Annotated in this window: 22 protein-coding genes and 1 riboswitch; of the genes, 6 read left to right on the forward strand and 16 right to left on the reverse strand. The window is 43.1% G+C overall.

Annotated features, from left to right (window positions below):
• Nucleotides 1-23: 23 nt before the first annotated feature.
• The 12 genes from KYJ26_RS13890 to KYJ26_RS13945 form a co-directional block, all read right to left on the reverse strand.
• A complete protein-coding gene (locus KYJ26_RS13890; RefSeq protein WP_219167992.1) occupies nt 24-479 on the reverse strand; it encodes a threonine/serine exporter family protein in 456 nt (151 codons plus the stop codon).
• Nucleotides 480-518: 39 nt separating this feature from the next.
• Nucleotides 519-1280, reverse strand: coding sequence for a threonine/serine exporter family protein (locus tag KYJ26_RS13895; protein ID WP_219167993.1), 762 nt, complete (start codon nt 1278-1280; stop codon nt 519-521).
• A gap of 177 nt (nt 1281-1457) precedes the next feature.
• Nucleotides 1458-2060: a DedA family protein gene (locus KYJ26_RS13900; RefSeq protein ID WP_219167994.1), complete on the reverse strand. Its 603-nt coding sequence runs from the start codon at nt 2058-2060 to the stop codon at nt 1458-1460.
• Between the two features lie 144 nt (nt 2061-2204).
• The gene (gene thiT, locus KYJ26_RS13905) at nt 2205-2801 is read right to left on the reverse strand and encodes an energy-coupled thiamine transporter ThiT (protein ID WP_219167995.1); all 597 of its coding nucleotides are present in this window, start codon (nt 2799-2801) and stop codon (nt 2205-2207) included.
• A 72-nt stretch (nt 2802-2873) separates the two neighbouring features.
• Nucleotides 2874-2972: riboswitch (TPP riboswitch) on the reverse strand.
• 67 nt (nt 2973-3039) lie between these two features.
• On the reverse strand, nt 3040-3339 hold the full coding sequence (locus KYJ26_RS13910) for a hypothetical protein (RefSeq protein ID WP_219167996.1): 300 nt from the start codon (nt 3337-3339) through the stop codon (nt 3040-3042).
• A gap of 186 nt (nt 3340-3525) precedes the next feature.
• On the reverse strand, nt 3526-4680 hold the full coding sequence (locus tag KYJ26_RS13915; protein WP_219167997.1) for an IseA DL-endopeptidase inhibitor family protein: 1155 nt from the start codon (nt 4678-4680) through the stop codon (nt 3526-3528).
• Nucleotides 4661-5203 carry an RNA polymerase sigma factor gene (locus tag KYJ26_RS13920; protein ID WP_257475043.1) on the reverse strand — a complete coding sequence of 181 codons (543 nt, stop codon included), beginning with the start codon at nt 5201-5203 and terminating at the stop codon, nt 4661-4663. The genes KYJ26_RS13915 and KYJ26_RS13920 overlap by 20 nt, the downstream gene beginning before the upstream one ends.
• Before the next feature lie 213 nt (nt 5204-5416).
• Entirely contained in the window at nt 5417-5743 is a 327-nt protein-coding gene (locus tag KYJ26_RS13925; protein WP_219167998.1) for a thioredoxin family protein, read from the reverse strand.
• Between the two features lie 32 nt (nt 5744-5775).
• Nucleotides 5776-6318 (reverse strand): histidine phosphatase family protein, encoded by a 543-nt coding sequence (locus tag KYJ26_RS13930; RefSeq protein ID WP_219167999.1) that lies wholly within the window; start codon nt 6316-6318, stop codon nt 5776-5778.
• 82 nt (nt 6319-6400) lie between these two features.
• Complete coding sequence (locus KYJ26_RS13935) at nt 6401-7216, reverse strand: ZIP family metal transporter (RefSeq protein WP_219168000.1); 816 nt, start codon at nt 7214-7216, stop codon at nt 6401-6403.
• Between the two features lie 226 nt (nt 7217-7442).
• Nucleotides 7443-9062 carry a hypothetical protein gene (locus KYJ26_RS13940; protein WP_219168001.1) on the reverse strand — a complete coding sequence of 540 codons (1620 nt, stop codon included), beginning with the start codon at nt 9060-9062 and terminating at the stop codon, nt 7443-7445.
• 3 nt (nt 9063-9065) lie between these two features.
• Nucleotides 9066-9851 (reverse strand): ABC transporter ATP-binding protein, encoded by a 786-nt coding sequence (locus KYJ26_RS13945; protein ID WP_219168002.1) that lies wholly within the window; start codon nt 9849-9851, stop codon nt 9066-9068.
• Between the two features lie 197 nt (nt 9852-10048).
• On the opposite strand from KYJ26_RS13945, the gene KYJ26_RS13950 reads away from it, so the two are divergent.
• From KYJ26_RS13950 to KYJ26_RS13970, 5 genes are read left to right on the forward strand one after another with little or no spacing between them, the layout of a single operon-like run.
• Nucleotides 10049-10444, forward strand: a complete 396-nt coding sequence (locus tag KYJ26_RS13950; protein WP_219168003.1) for a GntR family transcriptional regulator — start codon at nt 10049-10051, stop codon at nt 10442-10444.
• Nucleotides 10431-11333 carry an ABC transporter ATP-binding protein gene (locus tag KYJ26_RS13955; RefSeq protein ID WP_219168004.1) on the forward strand — a complete coding sequence of 301 codons (903 nt, stop codon included), beginning with the start codon at nt 10431-10433 and terminating at the stop codon, nt 11331-11333. Before KYJ26_RS13950 ends, KYJ26_RS13955 begins: the two co-directional genes overlap by 14 nt.
• A complete protein-coding gene (locus KYJ26_RS13960) occupies nt 11305-12951 on the forward strand; it encodes a DUF6449 domain-containing protein (protein WP_219168005.1) in 1647 nt (548 codons plus the stop codon). Before KYJ26_RS13955 ends, KYJ26_RS13960 begins: the two co-directional genes overlap by 29 nt.
• 51 nt (nt 12952-13002) lie before the next feature.
• Nucleotides 13003-13260: a hypothetical protein gene (locus tag KYJ26_RS13965; RefSeq protein ID WP_219168006.1), complete on the forward strand. Its 258-nt coding sequence runs from the start codon at nt 13003-13005 to the stop codon at nt 13258-13260.
• A gap of 17 nt (nt 13261-13277) precedes the next feature.
• Nucleotides 13278-13808: an RNA polymerase sigma factor gene (locus tag KYJ26_RS13970; RefSeq protein ID WP_219168007.1), complete on the forward strand. Its 531-nt coding sequence runs from the start codon at nt 13278-13280 to the stop codon at nt 13806-13808.
• Between the two features lie 175 nt (nt 13809-13983).
• Here KYJ26_RS13970 and KYJ26_RS13975 read toward each other — a convergent pair whose 3' ends face one another.
• The 3 genes from KYJ26_RS13975 to KYJ26_RS13985 form a co-directional block, all read right to left on the reverse strand.
• Entirely contained in the window at nt 13984-14706 is a 723-nt protein-coding gene (locus tag KYJ26_RS13975) for an amino acid ABC transporter ATP-binding protein (RefSeq protein ID WP_219168008.1), read from the reverse strand.
• A complete protein-coding gene (locus KYJ26_RS13980; protein WP_219168069.1) occupies nt 14703-15359 on the reverse strand; it encodes an amino acid ABC transporter permease in 657 nt (218 codons plus the stop codon). The genes KYJ26_RS13975 and KYJ26_RS13980 overlap by 4 nt, the downstream gene beginning before the upstream one ends.
• Before the next feature lie 160 nt (nt 15360-15519).
• Nucleotides 15520-16347 carry a basic amino acid ABC transporter substrate-binding protein gene (locus tag KYJ26_RS13985; protein ID WP_219168009.1) on the reverse strand — a complete coding sequence of 276 codons (828 nt, stop codon included), beginning with the start codon at nt 16345-16347 and terminating at the stop codon, nt 15520-15522.
• 190 nt (nt 16348-16537) lie between these two features.
• Between KYJ26_RS13985 and KYJ26_RS13990 the strand changes: the two genes are divergently transcribed.
• Nucleotides 16538-17404 carry an STAS domain-containing protein gene (locus KYJ26_RS13990; RefSeq protein ID WP_219168010.1) on the forward strand — a complete coding sequence of 289 codons (867 nt, stop codon included), beginning with the start codon at nt 16538-16540 and terminating at the stop codon, nt 17402-17404.
• A gap of 60 nt (nt 17405-17464) precedes the next feature.
• On the opposite strand, the gene KYJ26_RS13995 is transcribed toward KYJ26_RS13990, so the two are convergent.
• Complete coding sequence (locus tag KYJ26_RS13995; protein WP_219168011.1) at nt 17465-20212, reverse strand: GTP-binding protein; 2748 nt, start codon at nt 20210-20212, stop codon at nt 17465-17467.
• Nucleotides 20213-20391 lie beyond the last annotated feature (179 nt).

Genomic DNA, 20391 nt, shown 5'->3' on the forward strand with positions numbered 1-20391 from the left:
ACAAAAAAGCAAGGTCCGTCCCTCTATCTCATTCGTCTCGCACTTGCGTTCAGGCGTGCGTTGCGGATGACCTGGTTGATGACTTCGGAGAAGATGAGTCCGATGGCGATGGATCCGGAGATCATGAAGGCTTTGGCTGCCAGATTGATGGCGGCATTGTAGTCGTTTTGTACGAAGTTTCTCATGGCATCGTACGCAAGTCCCCCGGGTACGAGGGGGATGATCCCGGCGACAGAGAAGATGATGACCGGGGTTTTATACATTTTCGCAAACACCTGACTGACCACCGCCACGACAAAGGAGGCAAGTAATGTGGCAAGTACCGTGTCGGTTTCATTTAAACTCATGAGTATGTAGATGATCCAACCCAGCATACCAACAATTCCGCATTTGAAGAGGGACTGCTTTGGAGCGTTGAAGATAATCCCGAATGCGGCGGCGGAAATGAAGCTGGTCACTAATTGTTCGATGATGAGCATCCCTTTTCACCCCTATCTTTATAGATTGACAATATATTCTTACGTTAAAGTAAACACAACGGCAATACCCGTCCCGATGGCAAATGCCGTTAAAAAGGCTTCCGCGCCCTTTGACAGGCCCGATACCAAATGCCCTGCCATTAAATCCCGGACGGCATTGGTGATCAGGAGGCCTGGAACCAGGGGCATGACGGATCCTATGATGATTTTATCCAACTCCTGCCCCATCCCGAGATGGACAAACCCGAATGACACCATGCCGATGATGAAGGAGGCAAGGAACTCGGCGAAGAACTTGATCGGAACGAGACGATGTAAATAGATCACGCTTGTGAATCCGATCCCGCCAGTGATCAGGGCCGGCAGGAAGTCATTCCATCCCCCTTGGAACATGATGAGGAAGCATCCACTTGCGATTGCTGCCGCCACCACCTGAATCAGGAAGGAATAGGATAAATCGGATTGATCCAACTTCTCAAGGGCATTGTACGCTTCTTCAAGGGTCAAATGACCTTGACTGATTTGCCTCGAGATACTGTTTACGAGAGTCACTTTCTCAAGATCCGTTGACCTCTCATTAATCCGGATCAGCTTTGTCTTCGTCGGTTCTGAGGTCTCAATCGAGAAAATGATCCCCGTAGGCGTCACATAGCTGTGGGATTCGGATATCCCATACGAAGCAGCGATCCGCATCATCGTATCCTCGACGCGGTACGTCTCCGCCCCGCTTTGCAGCATGATCTTCCCTGCCAGCAGGCTGACCTCCATAATGTCGTATCTTCTTATCATTTTTGCTTCCATATGATCTCTCCACACGCGCTTTTTTGAATAGGTCTAGTGTATAGGAAAGCAGTGGTGTAAGCAATGAGTAAGAGGAAGATTTTACGTGGATATAAATATACAAAAAAACAGGGGGAGGTTGATTTTATCGAAATATGTTCTGAAACTTTTCTTTTATGAGCCGGAATTCCTTTCGGGTCAATCCAGACTTCTCGAATAATCCTTTTTCTTGCGATTTCTTTTTAACATCATATACGCACCCGTTACCACCACAAAACCAATAAGGACCAACACTTGATAGTCTTCAATCACTTCAAGTATCACATCTTTCTCCCCATCATATAACTTTCCTATACTCAAAAACAGGAAAGTGGAAGGAGCAATACCGAGCATCGTCAGGAGGGAATAGGCCTTCACATCCATTTTCGCCATGCCTGCAAGGAAGGGGATGACATTCCCTAAATGAAGTGGACTTGCGATCGCTACGCTCCAAATTCCGTATCGATTGAACTTTTCCTGGCCCAATCTGAGCTTCTCCAGCTTCTTTGGCTTGAGCTTCCCCTCTATCTTCTCCCCCAGTTTAAAACTGATATAGTATGGTATATAACTTCCCATAGTGTATAAAAAGCTTCCAGCTATTGAAATGACTCCGATTTCCACCCAGGTTAAATCGAGGATGAATCCCATCGTCACGATGAAAAATGTTCCAACAAAAGGAAAAGCACTTCCTTCAATAAATAGAGAAAACAATACACCCCATATCCCCCATTCTTCTGCAATACGTATGATCCATTCCGACATCCCACTCACTCCTGCATATTATCGTATCTTCAATATAATAAAGATCTTGAAATTCCAACAGAAACCGCGGAAGTAATTCCCTCTAAGACTTGGGGTGTATTGACAAAAAAAGACCGGCCATGTATCAGACCAGTCCCAGTAATGTTATGATGCCTTTCGGCTGATTTCCTGCTGGTGCGTCCGTACTTTGATCAGTCTTGGCGCCATGTTGACCATGATCATCAATACAATGGAACATAAAACAGCCGAACCCAGCATGGTGATGCCGTTTACTATGAGAGAGAAGAGCAGCGGCGACATATCATCAGGGGCGTATTCGGCAAAAAACACAAACCCTGCGATGAAATGCCAGAAATAGCGGGCGAGGCTTCCCGCAAATGTCGCAATCACTACCCACAGAATGGCTTTGGATCGTCTGCTTTTTCCTAATGCTTCCTGTATCTTCCCCGCAAAAATTCCGGCAAAACCAATGAAGGCAAAGGCGATGAAGTACTCTATTACCATTTGAACCGGTGTCGCAATCCAGGCATCTCCAAGGGCAATCTGCAATATTCCCCATAGAAATCCCCCCATTAGTCCTGCTCTCCATCCACGTCGATAAGATAATAGAAAGATCGGAACCATGGCAATTGAAATAGAGATACTCGGTGACAGCTTAATAGAAGGCAGCATATCAAGGATGACTGCGAAGGCTGCCATCAACGATGCTTCAAGTAATACAATGAGTCGAGTGTGTTTCATATAAAAAATCCCCCTTCGGTAATGAAACGAAACCATAAGGAGGCTGAGTGCATGCATTGAAATAAGCATAAATAGGCTTATTTTCCACATCCCTACGCTAGTCCTAACTAACAGGTTCAGAGGGTCAGAACAGATTGTTCACTCTCAGCTTTCGCTCCCCTTGTGGTAACGTTTATAAAGTTGTTAAGATTTATTATACATGAAGATTGATAGAATTAAAGTATGAAAGGTTCTTTCCTTAAGGTGTCTCTCTGAGAGGATCATGAAGGATAATGACGGGCATTGACTTAGGGGTGACCATGAATCCATATACTTTTCCATCCTTGTCCTTATACGCTACAGAATAATCTCCAAATTGAGGGGAGAATTCAACGTTTTGATATTCAAGATCAAGGTCCTGATACTTAAGGCTCACATACAGTTTGGTAGCGATCCTTGCTGTCAGGTGCTGCACAGTGGAAATCCGGTTGGCTACTATTATGAGGATGATTGCGATACCGAGTAACATGACTTTCTTTGTCCTGGACAATCTGATCATTCATCTAGCCCCCTTTTATTTCTTCATGACTACTATACTCGTATACTCTCTATTATATACCTATTTACTGAACCATGACAAAAGAGCTACTCTAATGGACGTGTGTCATAATACCCATTTTTAGCAGCTCTATTTTTGTTATTTACTTTGTTCTTTTTCTTTCTAGAAGGAGTCCTCTTAAAATATCTACTGAATTGGCATGAATCCTACGTTCCAATAGCCGTCTTCATCCTTTACCATCTGAAAGCCCATATCTCCCTCACCACCATTATCATACTTAATATATCCATCCATATCGCTTGTTTGAATAAATTCACCGTTATCGATTCCTTTGAAGACACGTAATATACTTTCCTTCGTCACCCTGTCCGCTCTGGGAAACTTCTCGTCCTCTTCCTTTGTCCATCGAATATAATCCGGTCTGTCTGTGTACATTTCATAGACAAGGTCATGTCGTTCGTCCAGTGATGCCTGGACATACAACTTTGCTATGCTGATGGGGGATAACCCGTGTAAATGTTCTTCCTTTGGATCTTGGGAAAACACTTGATAGACCGACTCTTCTTCTGATGTCAGACTGAGGTTCCACTCACTGGTCTCTTTCTTGACTTCTCTAAAAGAGAAGGGCATCACCACACTGAACTTCCATCCATTATCATAAATCAACCTAAACCTTTGGACATTCACTTCCCGGGAACCTTCCGAAACCGGTATTTCGTAAGTTACATCACTCATCGATTCTGATGTCCTCACCTTAATGGCAGTAGTATTGCTCCATTGATAACTGGTTTCATAAGATACATCGGGCTGTGCCAGTTTTCCTTTATAGACTATAAAGGGGAGATCCTCCGCCAGCTGTTTAGCCGCATCCAGTGTAAAGCTCTCTACCAGGAAATGGATCACTTTATCTCTTGAGTCAAATTCTTCACTCATAAATCGGTAGCGCTCCCCTTTATATTCAAAGGTTTCAGCAGTCCCTTTATCGTTAAGGATCGAATCATATCGATTATACGCTGCTACCATCAGTTTATCGGCCGTCGGTTCATTCAACTCAGTGGGTTCATTTGAAGCTGGAGCCACCATGGCGTCTTGCTCCTGCGAAGCGTTTTGACTGTCCCTTCCAACGCCAATCAGTTCAATTGTCAAGAATATCCCTGCCAATATAAAGGCAACAGCCATTAAATTCGGAACCAACTTCCCCCACTTTTTCGCACTCTTTTCTTGACTATTCATTTCATTAAATAGTTTCGATTTCAACTCTCTCTTAAACTCTTTGCGCGGAGCAGGGACTGGTCGGTTTTTCAAAGATTGTAATACGTCATCATTGGATTTTTCGTTCATTTACCAGCACCGCCTTGTCATTGGAATTTCCCACTAATTTTTTCAACAGATTCATACCCCTGTGATAATCTACTTTTACTTTAGAAGGCTTGCAATCGAGGATTTCAGCTGTTTCTTTGACGGAGTATTCTCTTAATCCCCTTAAAATGACCACATTTCGATAATCAGGCTTCAGCTTTGAAAGGGCAGCCTGAACCATTTCCCACTCTTCGTTCTTCTCCATCTCTTCTTCCGGCAGGCCCTCCTCACTTTTCCTTAAATTCAGAAGGACGTCGGGAAGAAGGGAGATAAGCTTCCTCTTTCGGTAATGATCAATGGCTGTTCTTCGTGCAATGGATATGATCCATGTTTTCTTTGAAGATTGATGCTTGAAGCTGTGATAACTTTTGAAGACTCTCATAAATGTATCCTGAGTTAAATCCTCTGCTTCGGATGAATTATTAGTGAAATAAAATAAGTACTGGTATACATCATGGAAATATGTTTCATATAACTCTTCCAGTTGATCGTGATCTTCTTTCAATGGGCGTCCCCCCTTTACTGTATCTATTAGTCGTTACTGGTGCTTAAATGGTTTCAATAACTTCTAAAAATCTGTACTCAAAAAGAAAAAGAGCCGTCATAATTACTTCGGCTCTTACTTTAAATAATGTATTATTTTTTTGATTATTAAACGACCGTTTAGCTCTTTTACGCCTGTAAATTCAATCCTTTCCTCTCTTAATCAAACGTTTGTTTAGTTGTCTAACATCTTCGTGAGGCGGGACATTTGGCTTTGGAGTTCGTCGATTGGCACGAAGCGTGCTTTTCTGAACATTTCTTTCCCCTCTACAAACATTATCAGGACGGGTACGGTGAAGATGGAGAATTCTCCTGCGATTTCCGGGATTTCTTCTGCATCTGCATGAATGGATACCACCGATTTAAAATCCTCCAACAACCTCTCAACCTGCGGGAGGAGTGCATGACAGACCGAGCAATTAGGTCTTGATATGTATAGCAATACAAGCTTTTCAGATTCCAGCACTTTCTTGATGGCTTCTAAAGAATGGATATCTTCCACTTTCCACTCTCCTTTCTTTGTGAATAAATGAATCATCCTGTCCTGTCTTGGTACACATACAACGTTCCATTAGATGGCCTTCTGAAGGAGGGTCCGGTAAATCCACGTTTACGCAATTCTTTTCTCATATACATCATGATTCCCCCATGACCCACAATGAGTACATCTTCTCCTTCACGAATGATCCGATCGACCACGCCACTGATTCTTTCCTTGACTTCCCTTTTACTTTCCGGCTGGGAACGATGGTTGAACCACCAGGCCAATCGAATGAATGTCAAATGTAGAAGTAGTGGCAGCTTCCTCTTAGACTTGAAGAGCGGAGATAATCTGATTTCCCTCAGCTCCTTTAGATAAGAGATTTCTCCTACATAAACTGATTCAGCTGTAACCCTCGCCCTTGATAAGTCGCTGGAATAACAGCCTTTCCAAACAATATCTTGAAGATCAACCAGGTTTTCTACCACTTCTGACGCATCATATTCCTCCACCCACTTCATCAGCTCTTCACTTGATACAAACGAAGCCGGATATCCCCTTGTTACTTTAAAATGCCTTATGAGACCAATCTTCATACGCATCCCCTCCCAGATCCATTATACAAGTTTTGGGAAGAGAAAAAGCATGCGTTTTGGACGCATGCTTACATGTATCGTATTAACCTAAAGAAACATCCAGAATCATCATCACGACGAAGCCAAGCATTAATCCTAGCGTAGCAAGGTCCGTACTTCCTGAGGATTGCGATTCCGGTATCAACTCTTCCACGACGACGAATATCATGGCACCGGCTGCGAATGCGAGTGCATAAGGCAGTAGCGGCTGTACCATCAGGACGGCTGCAGCTCCTATAACGGCTGCAATCGGTTCTACGATGGCTGAAAGCTGGCCGTAATGGAAGGATTTCAGACGGGACATCCCTTCTCCCCTTAGCGGGATGGAAAGCGCAGCCCCTTCAGGCATGTTCTGAATACCGATTCCAATCGCCAGCCCGATGGCTCCCACTAACGTCGCATCTCCAAGTCCGAGCGATGCAGCTCCAAAAGCAACGCCGATGGCTAGCCCTTCCGGAATATTATGAAGAGTGATCGCTAAAAATAATAAGGTCGATTTTTTAAATTTTGTTGGGGGGCCTTCAGCTTTTTCAGATTCGTTCCCTAAATGTAAATGGGGTACGACAAAGTCTAAAAGTCTGATAAAAAGTCCACCTAGTAAAAATCCAATGGCAGGTGCCAGCCATGGAATCTGACCGTTTTGCTCACTGAACTCTATCGAAGGGGCCAACAGGGACCAAAACGACGCGGCAATCATGACACCTGCAGCAAACCCGAGCATCATATTCAACGTATGCTTCTCAATTTTAGTGAAGAAAAAAACCGTGGCAGCTCCAAGTGCAGTCAATCCCCATGTGACGAGACCCCCGAACAGCGCCTGTACAGTGGGATTAAATCCACTTAACCAGTCTATGAACATATGAACCACTCTCCTCCGATCAAACATGTTGAATACTATCATCTTGCATCAAGGAAACTTTCTTTGTCAAAGGAAATGCTATACGACCTATTTACCATGGGCCATTATTTTTCTATATATATGTCATCCGAATCGAAATGTGTTTGTATCGCTTATTCTTCCATACTTTCATATAGTGTATACCAATAAAACGCCCCTGCCTTATACGGCAAGGGTGTTTATCCCATCAATCCCTGATGGCTTTTTTCCATAAGATCAGATTGGTAAAGAATAATACAATGAGATAAGCCAAAATACCAAACGGAAGCTGCAGGGCCAGATAATGTAGCCCCAAAAACACTCCAACAATCAGATAGAACGGCAGTACCTTCCAGCTGTCACTTTGCTGTATGCCTTCAAAGCTTTCGGAAAATGGCAGTGTCCCCCTCATCAACCCTAGACAGATGACGGTAAAGATGCAGGCGCTTATGAAGACCAGAATGATTTCGGACAATATCCGGAAACCAAATAGAAAGATAAATACAATGCTCAATAGCCCATATAAAGGTAGAAACAATTTCATAAGAAACGCCTTCAACGTACCTTTGTAGATGGAAGCCCTGCTTTTGACAGGTGCTACTTTGTACACCCAGGATCCCTTGTATTTCCCTGAATAGCTGAGCATCATCACGACTGTCGGGATGACGATGAAGCTTGAATAAATGGATAAATACATACTTGAAGTCAGTAAATCCTCCCTCGTCCCATCCATCAACCCGTTGAAAATGAAGATGAACGGCATGATGATCGCAAACCCGAGGGCCGGGTACACCTTCAACTTGAATTCCCTCTCATTTTTCATCATATAATGGGCAAATCGAAAAAACGCCCTTTCTTCATTCGATTTGGACAAAACCTTCACGAGACCATCCCCGAAATGGACAGGAGCTTTCTTCTTTTTCCCGCCATGTGAAGATAATTTCTGAAGATTCTTCTCAAAGGTCGGCAATGCTTTCACGTAGACGAAAAGAGCAATGAATGGAAACAGTATGCCGATACCCGAAAGGATCAGGATCATCATCTGGTGATTACCGTTTAACAACCATTCAAACGGGGCACCGAACCAAATTGGTGGCAGAAAGATATTCCACCATTTTGGTGTGAAAGCAACCGTTAAATCAACGAACTCGAAGGAACGGGCGACAATCTGATACCCCACGGCAAGGCCGATGGATAAACCAATCTGAACATAGTTGATGATATCCTTCAGCTTCTCACCGTCAAAATATTGCAGGATAAAATAATAAAGCATGGCCGTCAACACGACAATCAAAATATTCATCAGGATGATCCCCGCAAGGAAAATCATAAAGAATACAAATCCTTGATTGATCAACCCTACGATCAAAGGAATCGCGGTCAAAGAACCTGTCAGGAAAAACAGATAGATAAACACATGAAGCGTTTTAGCCAGGCTGATGGTTTTTCTTTCGACCGGCTTTGTAAAGAGAATCGTATGATCCCTGATGTCCAGTATGACCACAGAAAAATCGGATATCATGGAGGTCATGACGATGAAAATCAGTACAGTAAAGGTGATGCTCATCTGAAAGATATAGTTATCTCCCATCAGAATGAAAGGGAGAACAAATAATCCAAACAGGGCATACACCCAAAGGGATTTAATAAAGCGGTTTTCATCTTTCCCTTGCTTTCTCCCCTGCTGCTGAAAGATCGTCGGCACACGTCTTTGATCCATCGTCAGTTTGACTTGAAGAATGCTTCTCAATAAACGGTAATCGAACCCCAGCTTTGTAAATAACCCTTGAAACCAATCCATAAACAGCAGCGTACGAAATTCCTTCATGCCCTACACCTCTTGGACAACAGAAACAATTTCCGCCGCTGTTTCCTTATGTTCATTGAATCCTGTTAGTTGGTTAAAAATTTCCTCCAAAGAACTTTCCATGTTCTGATTCTGTAATTCTTCAAAACTGCCATCTGCGACGATTTGTCCGTTATGTAAAAGGACGATGCGATTACTGATCTTTTCAACCACATCCATAATGTGGGAGGAATAGAATATTGTCTTTCCCTGTGCTGCAAGCTGTGCGAGTAGTTCTTTGAAAATCATGACGGAATTGGCATCCAGCCCATTGATGGGCTCATCCAAAAATAAAACATCGGGATTATGTAATACGCTCGAGATGATCAGGATTTTCTGCTTCATCCCTTTCGAGTACGATGCGATTCTCGATTCATACACATCGGAAAGACTAAACAACTTAATCAGTTTCTCCGCTTTCCCTTGTGCCTTTTCCCGCTCCATTCCGTACAGCTCTCCGATGAATGTGAGATACTCCTTTGCCGTCAGATTATCATAAAGGTCCGCCATCTCCGGCACATAGCCAATCCGTTTCTTGTATTCTACGGAACTACCAGATATATCTTTCCCAAATAGCTTCACCTGACCCGAATACCCCTCTTCCAGCCCAAGAATGATCTTGACGGTCGTACTTTTCCCGGCACCATTCGGCCCGATATAGCCAATGATCTGTCCTTCATACACATCCAGTTGGACGCCCTTCAATACTTCCTTGCTCCCAAATCTCTTCTTTAAATCCCTGATGGATAAAATCGGTTCTCGAACGTCCATAGAAATCCCCTTTTTTCTTTAGATATGCCTATATGCTAACATAAATTCCATTTTATGGTCATCTATGCATGAAGTATTCTCAGATTTTAAGGATTTTATCTTTTTTTCATTTCCCCCTTCCCAAACTGGTAGAACCTGATATATACTCTAACTGTATTAAGATAACTAGTACACTACATACAGTTTGGAGGGTGGATATGTTTGAGCTTGATTTAAGAAGCCGTAAGCCTATTTATGAACAATTAGTGGAGAAACTGAAAGAGTTCATCATCAATGAAGTGCTGAAGCCTGACGAACAATTACCTTCCGTTCGTGCCCTGGCGCAGCAGCTGACGATAAATCCAAACACAATCCAAAAAGCCTACAGGGAACTGGAAACCCAAGGGTTTATATATTCGGTGAAAGGACGGGGTAGCTTTGTTAATCCTTCAAGTCACATTCAAAACGCGGAGAAGATCATGAAAGTAAAAGAAGAGTTGTCGAAACTTTTGTCGGAAGCCCTTTATCTGGGGATCACATCTGAAGATTTAAAACAGATGATTTCAGAAATTGAAGCAACGGTTGGAGGTAATCAAGCCGATGATAGAGATTAAAGCCATAAATAAAGCCTTTGAAGGCACGAAAATCATCCATGACATTTCTTTCACCGTTCAAACAGGTTCGATCTACGGCCTGCTTGGATCCAATGGTGCCGGAAAGACCACATTACTGAAGACCATCTCAGGAGTGTTGAGGCCCGAAAGCGGAGAGATATCAGTTGATTCCCAGCCTGTTTATGAAAATATCCCGAAGAAAGAGACTCTGTTTTTCATACCCGATCAACCATTTTTCTTTGCTCATTATACGCTTGATCAGATGGCCCGTTTCAATCAGAACACATATTCAAAATGGAATGAAGAACAATACAAGTCTTTAAGCAGCGTATTCGGGATCGATCCCCATAAAAAGCTTCATAAGTTTTCAAAGGGTGTTCAGCGTCAGGCCGCTTTTATCCTTGCCCTTTCCACACAACCGGAAGTCCTGATCCTGGATGAACCGATGGACGGGCTTGATCCCGTTGTCAGGAAAAAGGTCAAAAGCGTCCTTATCTCTGAAGTGGCCAATCGGGACATGACCATTATCATCTCTTCCCATAACCTCAGGGAAGTGGAGGACATTTGTGATCATATCGGTATCTTGCATCAAGGGAAATTCATATTGGAGAAGGAACTTGATGATTTGAAGTCCGGCATTCATAAAGTGCAGCTGGCATTCAAAGGGGAAATCCCGAAGAATCTCTTCAGTAAGCTCGAGCTCTTGCATTCAGAGACCCGGGGAAGTGTTTCCCTTTGCATCGTCCGCGGTGAAGAACATCATGTGAGAAGCATCATTCAACCTTATCAGCCGGTCATCTTCGATATGCTGCCGTTGACACTGGAAGAAATCTTTGTTTATGAAATGGAGGACGTCGGCTATGCCATCCAAAACATCATGGATCAATAAGGAAGTCATCATACTGAGTCTTCGCAATGCTGGTTGGGTGGGTATTGTCTATTTCCTTGGACTACTCTTTTCGTTACCGATCGCTATTCTTGGCCGGTTGTCCAGTGACGATCAATCCTATCCCATTACAATTGAACACAATCTATTTATGATTCAATACCCGATACAAGTGGGACTGATGCTGTTTATCCCTGTTATTCTCTCACTGTTCTTATTCCGTTATCTGCATGTGAAACAAGCCGGGGATTTCATACATAGTCTCCCGATTCATCGCAGAAAGCTATTTTTCCATTTTACAGGGACGGGACTGGGACTTCTCATCATTCCTATCCTGTTGAATACGGTCATCTTGCTGTCTCTCTATACACTCACGGATCTTCATGAATTCATTGGGATCGATGACATTTTCATCTGGTGCGGCACCACGATTCTCGTGAACCTCCTCTTGTTCACGTTCTCTACCTTTGTGGCTATGATCACGGGGCTGACCGCCGTTCAAGGTGCTCTGACATATATCCTGCTATTATTGCCGGCAGGGATGTTTGTACTGATTTGCTACAGCCTGAAAAATTTCCTGTACGGATTTCCGGAGGACTATTTCTTTAGTGTACAAATGGAGGAATACTCCCCTCTCATCAAAGCGGCGTACTTGGAAGACAACCTATTCACCGGTACAGACGTTTTGATGTTCACGGTGATCACACTCGTATTCTATGGATTATCCTATCTTCTCTATCAATCAAGAAAAGTGGAGGTTGCTTCTCAGGCAATCGTTCACCCTATCCTGAGACCATTGTTCAAATACGGAATTTCCTTCTGCTTCATGCTCTTCGGGGGAATGTACTTCAATGGGGTATACCAATCACCGTTCTGGACCATTTTCGGTTATTTCTTCGGGTCACTCATCGGCTACTATATTGGACAAATGATATTAGAGAAGCACTGGAGAGTATTCCGTCACTGGAAGGGATATGCAGGATTCGCCATTTGCATGATTCTAGTTGGCATCGGCATACGATTCGATCTATTTAACTATGAAAAGAAAGTCCCTGATATGGCGGATGTAGAGACTGTCCACGTAAGTGATACCTTTTATTCCCTGACAGATACCCCTGAAAACCTCATCAAGGATCCCTTCATAAAGGATCCGAAAACGATTCAGGCTGTCTTGGATCTTCATAAGGAAATACTGGACAATCAAGCTCACTACACACAGTCAGACAGGAAGACCCAGGTTTTTCTTTATTACAAGTTGAAAAATGGGCATAAGCTTGTACGGAATTACTGGGTTAATACAGAAAATGTGGAATCTCAATATGCTTCTCTTTACAAAATGAAGAGCTATAAAGAGAAAACCGAACAAATTTATGGTGTTGATTCGAGTCAGGTCGATAAACTCACGATTTATAACGAAATGGGCAATACCCACAGCGCTACCATTTCTAATCCAGATGAAATTCGTGAAGCCGTCGCCATCCTGAAAGAAGAAACTTACGATGAGTCATTTGAAGAACGTCGCAAAGTCAACCTTTATAACGTTGAACTCCTTTTGTCTGATGATATGTGGGCCCATGCTGAAGTGAAACGTCATAACAAAGAATTTATATCATGGCTTTAGAAAAAAGGGTATTTAGAAGAACTGACATTCAAGGCATCTGATATTGAATGGATGTATGTTACCGAGCAGAACCCTTACGATGTGGTTTCTGGCCAAAACGTTGAACAGGCCGTTGCAGAGCTCAAAAAAGAGGGAAAGGCCATTGAAGTAAAGGAGAGCGGACAGATCGAATCCATCATGAATCAGCTCGAATATGATCCGAATGATTACACCCTCATCCTCAAGTTTCAAAACGAAGGAAGAATCGATACGTATGGCTTATCTAAGGAAAATGCACCTTCCTTTATCAAAGAAAAATTTGAAGAATAGAAAGTCGAGGTGACCATATGGACACTCTAGCATCGCCATCTCCTCTCACCTATGAAGAGATGTATGAACAATTCCATAAGCTGATCTATCACATTGCTTACAACATAACGAAGGACATACATTTATCCCAGGATATCGTCCAGGAAACCTTCCTGAAAGCATATATAAAAATAGATACATTACTGGATGTGACTAAAACGAAGTCATGGCTCACATCCATTGCAAGGTGTACGGCGATCGATGTCATACGAAAACGGTCTAAATGTCAGGAGGTCTTCATGGAAGATCATGAAGAACTTCATTCCATTCAGGATTTCCATTCATTGGAAAGTGCGATCGAAGTTCGCTTCCTCAAGAGCTGCATCCAAGATCATATAAAGACCCTGCCGAGAACTCAGCAGGAAGTCATGGCGTTGAAAGTGACAGAAGACATGAGCGACAGTGAAATCGCCCTCAAGCTGAATCTGTCTGCCTCCACGGTCAAAACCCGCTTTCACCGGGGAAGGAAGCAGTTGTATTCAGTCATTTATACTAAAGTATCGGCATAATAAAAGGAGCCTCGGTGAGAAGGCTCCTTTTTTTAATGGAAAATGGGTTTTGAAAATAAATGCTTTGGTTTTGAAAATATTTTTCTATTTTTGAAAATAAAAGCCTCCGATTTTGAAAACAAACTGGCCAATCGGGCTCATCCTTTATGAACTTTCGCCCCTCATTCGACGAATTTTACAACACTTTACTCAAAAACGCCTGTGTACGCTCGTGTTTTGGACTTCCAAAAAGCTCTGCCGGCCTGTTTTCCTCGACGATGTATCCACCGTCCATAAAAATCACGCGGTCCCCCACTTCCCTGGCGAATCCCATTTCATGAGTGACGACCACCATTGTCATCCCCTCTTTCGCCAATTGCTTCATGACTTCGAGAACCTCTCCGACCATTTCGGGATCAAGGGCTGAAGTCGGCTCATCAAACAGCATGATTTCCGGTTCCATGGCAAGCGCCCTGGCAATGGCCACCCGCTGTTTCTGTCCTCCAGATAAAGAATCGGGATATACATAGGCTTTCTCTGCCAAACCGACCTTTTCAAGAAGCTCCAATGCCTTCTCTTCCGCTTTAACCTTTGACCATTTCCTGACTTTCATCGGTGATAACATGATGTTTTGAATCACGGTTTTATGAGGGAACAGATTGAATTGCTGAAAGACCATTCCCACATCTGTCCGTACTTTATTGATGTCCGTCTGTTTGTCAGTGATATCCCTGTCTTTAATATAGACATGTCCATCGGTAATCGACTCCAGCAGGTTCAGGCACCTTAGGAACGTTGATTTCCCCGATCCGGAAGGCCCTATCACCACGACCACTTCCTGTGGGTCGATTTTGACATTGATATCTTTTAACACTTCTAATTCTCCAAAGGATTTCTTAAGATTCACTGCTTTAATCATTCGGTTGCCATCCTCCGCTCAATATAGTTTAGTAGATACGTAAGAGATAGAGTAAGGATTAAATAGATCACTGCGACGGCTAGATACGGTTCCCATACGCGATAATATTGCCCCTGCATGGCACGTCCCCAATACATGAGCTCCGGTGCTGCGATGACCGCTGCCAGGGATGAGTCTTTCAGTAGTACAATGAATTCATTCCCAAGTGGCGGGATCATCCGTTTAAATGCCTGAGGGATGATGATGTACCTCATGGCCTGGATATTGGTCATCCCCAGGGAACGGGCCGCTTCCATCTGCCCCCTGTCAATGGACTGGATGCCCCCGCGGAAAATTTCAGCAATATAAGCTGTCGCATTCAACGTCAAAGCCACCAGGGCAGACACAGCAGGATTGATTTCTGACATTAATGCCGGCATGACACCAAAGTGGATCAGGAGAATTTGGACAAATAGCGGCGTTCCCCTGAAAAAGTTTATGTACCAAATGAAAGGTGTCCGGACGAGCAAATAGGGTGAAATCCGAAAGATCCCCATAAGCAGTCCAAAGATCAATCCAAGAGCAATGGCCCCTACAGATAAACCGATTGTTAATAGCGCTCCCTTTAAAAAGAAGGGTAAGTATTCCCCGATAATGTCCCATCTGAAATCCAGCATACGATAACTCCTTTTGTCTGGTCGGCGGCAAATATTCCGCTTTCCTTTTCAAGTAGTAAGTAATTAGACTCATATAAAAGGGGCGGGTGAAGAAGGAATATGACCTCCCTATTATTTGAGAAGATCTGATATTCCCTTCACTACGCCCCTCTTAATCTTATTCTGCTTGCTCTAATAAAGCGTCAGTGTTCGGCTCTGTACCAAACCATTCTTTGTAGATATCTGCATATGTCCCATTTTCGATCACTTCTTTAACGGCTTTATCGAAATCAGCCTTTAACTCACTGTCTTTCGGAAACATCAGGCCGTAGAATTCAGACTCGAAATTCTCCGGATCTTCCACTGTATTGAAATTATCCTGTGGATTGTTCTTCACATATTCATTCACTACTGTATTATCCGTCACGACAGCATCCACTTGCCCCTGTTTCAATGCTGTGATAGCGACTACGTTGTTTTCATATTTAGAAATATCAGGACTGTTCTGTCCGACAATTTTCTCTGCTGCCTCTTGACCGGTCGTTCCATTTTGAACCCCGATCTTCAGTCCTTTTAGATCTTTGGCGCTTTTAATATCCACACCTTCACCAAACATGATCATATGAGTGGATTCAAAATACGGATTGGAGAAATCGAATGTTTCTTTCCGGTCATCATTGATCGTGATCCCGGAAATTCCCATATCTACTTCCTTACCGCCTTGAACAGCTGCGAAAAGCGGATCCCACCCAATGTTTTTCACATCGTATTCATAACCGGCTTCTTTCATCACCGCATCCAGGAAATCGATATCGAACCCGACTACCTCTCCTTTATCCATATACTCAAATGGAGCAAAGGCTGCATCGGTTCCAACCACCAGTTTTTCTTTTTTTTCGCTGCCTCCGTCTCCTCCACCGCTTGCTTCATCACTGCCGCAAGCAGTCATGAATCCTACCATACTCATTAATAATACTAGAAAAATTCCCCTGACTTTCTTCTTCATGGTCGACCCCCTAATTTTTTGTTTTTTCTAATATTTATAATTATACATATATTATACTAGAAAACAAACATTAATTAGAAAATTGATAGTATTATGAATATTCTATACTATTGTTTCCACCCTTATTTATTGACAGGCTTTCTTGAAGGTTCCAAAATAGAAGAATAAGTCAATGACAAAGGGAGCATTTATGAATACTCATTCGTCTCATTTATATGAATACTTAGTTGACCATGCGAAAGAATTTACAGAAGACTGGCTCAAGTTACAAAATATTAAAACGGGATCGCATTATTCTCCAGATTCTGCACCTGAGGTTCTGAACAAAGTGAAAGAGCAAAACTCCAATTATGTAAAGATCCTTGCACAATGTCTGTTGCTTTCGAACGAGCAATCAAAGGAATTGATCTACAATTGGACGAAGGAAACCGCTACCGACCGCAGTAAATCCACCACAACATTGGATGAGGTGGTTCGCAATGGAGGTGTTTTTCGAAGGGTATATTGGACATATGTAGAAAAGTTCACAGAAGAGAAAACCGATTTGAACATTCAATTGAAAGAGGTGTTCGAATGGGAACGTAAGATTAACTTCGCCCTGGACTATGTACTGGAGACGTTCACTTCGAGGTTTCTGTCCATCCTGATGAACAGGCTGCAGGCCCAGTCTACTTTAATCAAAGAATTAAGTGCACCCGTCATTTCTTTAACCTCTGAAGTGGGATTGCTTCCGATCATCGGGGATATCGACACGGACAGGGCACGATTGATCGTAGAAACAACATTACAGCAAAGCGCCGATTCCCATCTATCCATGCTGATCATTGACCTATCGGGGGTGATCCTGGTGGACACCATGGTGGCTCAGCAAATCTTCCGCCTGATCGATGCGTTAAACTTATTGGGCGTGAAATCGGTCATCACCGGCATCCGTCCGGAAGTCGCCCAAACGGCCATTCATCTGGGACTGGATTTTTCACAGATCCAAACTGAAAATTCACTGGAGCGGATCATTGCAAGCGTCATTCAGGAAAACACAGTCACCATGCACGTGTAGGCAATATAAAAAAGACTGATTCTTAAAGGGAAATCACTCCCTAAGAATCAGTCTTTTTCCTTATGAATAATGATGGGATGCTTTATAGCTTGCTTTCACCATATATTCATGCTGAAGCAGTTTCACTTCGAATAAAGTGATTGGGTCGAAATATCGTTCTGGGTTTGCTTTCATTTTCGCTAGTGAATCCTGGTCAGTTGAAATCTCGGTTTCTGTATCTTTGATGGTTACTTTCAATTGAGTGAAAGGCTCCTGGAAGAATGAATGAACGTCCTGTTGCAGTGATTTCTCGAACAAATCAAACTGAAGGAAGAACTTATTCACAACGGATTCGGTAATGTCCTGATAGTCTTCGTTCTCTAAATAACGTTTGTACTGATTGTACAATAATGTCTTATTCTGGGGCAGGACACCGAGAAGCTTCCCGGCGCTTTTCAATAGGAACTGAGCCGGTTTAAATCGCAGAAGGATGTTTTCCTTATCGATCTGTGCTCTTGTCCCCATCCTGCTGACGTCCCGTCTCCAGTCATCGATTACCTGAAAGTCACATTGTAGAACGACTTTATCTCTCCCGAATAGACCGTTAAACGTTTCACTCATTTCGAGCAAATAGTTCTGACTATCTTGCAGCTCCTGTCTGGAGAACAGAAGCCAATCTTCGAGTGATGTAACATAACGGGGCATGAGGTCCTCTTGGATATACTCTTGTATCCTTGTATTCATCGCTTCGTTCAATTCCGTATGAATCTGTTTGAAGTCACTCTCTTCGCTAATCAATTCGGAACAGCCGCTAAGGATAGATGGGATTTTCTCATAGACTTCCTTCTTCATCGCTTCTTTCTTTTTATGGAAAGAATCCTTGATGATAGACACCTTCTCGCTCTGCATATCTCCCAAATAGTTCTCAAATCCGTTCAGACGTGAAAGGATATCTTCATTCTTCTCGATGCTCTCTTTTAATTCATTTTCACGATTCTTTCGCTTGGAATATAAATCCCTTAAGGTTTTTCTCACTAAATAGAACAGTTTGCTTCCCCGTTCGTTTTTAAGGGCACTGCTGCTCACCATATACTGCCCCTTGATGAATGCTTCTACATCTTTTCGCTGCAGATGGACAGCTTCCAGGGATGAATATGGTAAGACCTCAGCATCAGGGAACCATTCACGGGCTTTTTCCCTTGCCGATTCAATGATCTCCTCTGTGCGTTCTGTGTGGGATACTTTATCCATTTTATTCAGCAGGAAATGAACGTTCACCGGCTGGCCGATCTCTGTTAATTTCCGTAAGGTCTGACGATCTTCTGCGTTAAATGGAGCATCTGCATTCAACACATAGAGCAGTCCATCGGCGGCAGGATAAAAGGCAGTCAGATCATCCAGCTTTCTCTTTCCTGTTTGAACATCAATGATGGCCGTTCCATTTTTCTTAAGGAATTCAGACGGAAGCTTATACTCGACAAATGCTTCCCTTTGCATCAATTCTTCAAAATCAGCGATGCTTTCGACTTGATGAACACCTTGATCATGAATCTCCTTCACTTCTACCTGCTGATCATGATAGCTGTAAATGATGGTTGAATCTTCAGCTTCTCCCACACTCTCACCCAGGACGGATTGAACGAAAGAAGATTTCCCGCTGGAGGCACTTCCTGCAATCAATAGATGATGCTCACTCAGATCCATCAATTGTTCTGCAATCCATTGGGTTTTGTAACCAACCGGCGCCTCGTTTCGTTCGGACCACTGGATGATTTTATTCAAGAACAGGACGATGTCTTCGAAACGCGCATGATAGGACTCACCTTCTAACAGGATCATTTCGGCTTCTTCCTTCACCATTGGTTCCATGCTGTAAGAGAAGACTTCGTTCCAGGCTAATACGGCGGCTGCAGGGAATAGAGGCTGATCGTCCCGGCTTATTTTAAGCCAATTGGTCAGCATATTCGGCATGAAGCCTTCCAGATCTTTCACCAGGTAATCGCCTTCGAGAAAGCCGATGTACGTTTCCTGGAACTGGGTAAGGATGTCCTGCCATGACTCGTTCGGAAGGACTTCCACATATTCAAAAATCGTATTGACTGTCTGCATCCATTCGATCAATTGTGCAGAGGATTGGCTCCTATAGCTTGACCACAGGGCATCTATTAAATCCTTGAATTGTTTACGGTCCTTTTCATACACCGCTATCATCAAATCGTAGAAATAAGTAGGCGCAAATGAATTCGTATAGCCGAGATCCCCGTATTCCTTCAGTATCATGAACCATATAGGGTCCTTGGTACGGATGGATTCCTGAACCGCGAGTTCCACTGCTTTATTCCAATCCTGTTGATCTTCATAAAAAGCCCTCGCAAGTTCAGTGACGTTCGGATAATCCGGTTGGATCGATAAGGCTTTTTCGATTGTACGGTAGGCGGATTCTATCTTATTTCGCTCAATGTACAAGGAGAATAGTTGAAGGGAAACCTCCATTGTCAAAACGGTACTTTCCGCTTGAATGGCAGTATAAACATCCTCAGCTGAAGACAGCATTCCTAGCTCATAGTAAGAATCCGCAATGTTCTTCTTTGCCCATGGCTCGAGTTCATTGAGGATGCTTTCCCATTTGAAGATGGCCGCTTCATAGTCCCTGCTGTGAAAATAGACCTCCCCTTGAGCATAGCGGATGAACGTTAAATCATATGGTTCATTTTGCTGTTCTTCGACAAATGCTCCTCCAAGTACTTCAATTGGATGACGGTTCGTATTCTCATCTACTAAGAAAGTTCGATAAAATGACTTCTCCATCAGTAATTTTTCTTCTGTCATAATGGCCTCCGTTATATGTGGGTCCCTCATTTTCAGGAACCTCACAGACTTGTCTATTGCTATCATTCTAACAGAAATTCACGGTGATAAAATTTCATTTCCTTTTCAAATTCCGATTGTTACTTTCTACTGTGATTCAATGGAATCACATCCATTACAGAAGAAAGGACCATCCGTTA

This window comes from Rossellomorea orangium, from assembly GCF_019334305.1.
Classification (GTDB): domain Bacteria; phylum Bacillota; class Bacilli; order Bacillales; family Bacillaceae_B; genus Rossellomorea.